Genomic DNA, 553 nt, shown 5'->3' with positions numbered 1-553 from the left:
CACGCGCAGCGGATAGCGGCAGCGGTTTTCCAGGCTACCGCCATATTCGTCCGTGCGGCGGTTGGTCAGCGGCGAGATAAAACTCGACAACAGATAGCCATGCGCGCAATGCAGTTCCAGCCAGTCGAAACCGGCGACGGCCGCGGCCAGGGTGGCGCGCACGAAGTCTTGCTCGATGCGCGCCAGGTCGCTTTCCGTGGCCGCGCGCGTCGTTTGCGACACGCCGGCCAGGTACTGCTGTTCCGAGGCCGAGATCAAAGGCCAGTTGCCCTCGCTGAGCGGCAGGTCGATGCCGTCCCACATGGGCCGCGTCGAGCCTTTCGCGCCCGCGTGGCCCAGCTGCAGGGCGATCTTCGCATCGCTGTTCGCATGCACGAAATCGACGATGCGCCGCCATGCCTGCGTGTGCGCTTCGCTGTACATGCCGGGACAGGCGGGCGTGATGCGCGCGTCCGCCGACACGCACGTCATCTCGGTAAACACGAGGCCCGCGCCGCCCATGGCGCGCGCGCCCAGGTGCATCAAATGGTAGTCGCCAGCCACGCCATCGACG

General features: G+C 67.1%; 1 pseudogene. It reads right to left on the bottom strand.

From position 1 onward, the window contains the following. Positions 1-553, bottom strand: a pseudogene (locus ASN89_RS27280) (bifunctional salicylyl-CoA 5-hydroxylase/oxidoreductase); the annotation flags it as partial.

It is taken from the genome of Janthinobacterium sp. Ant5-2-1, from assembly GCF_001445815.1.
Classification (GTDB): Bacteria; Pseudomonadota; Gammaproteobacteria; order Burkholderiales; family Burkholderiaceae_D; genus Janthinobacterium; species Janthinobacterium lividum_E.
The sequence above is the reverse complement of the archived record's forward strand: the minus strand, read 5'-3'. Positions and strand labels throughout refer to the sequence as shown.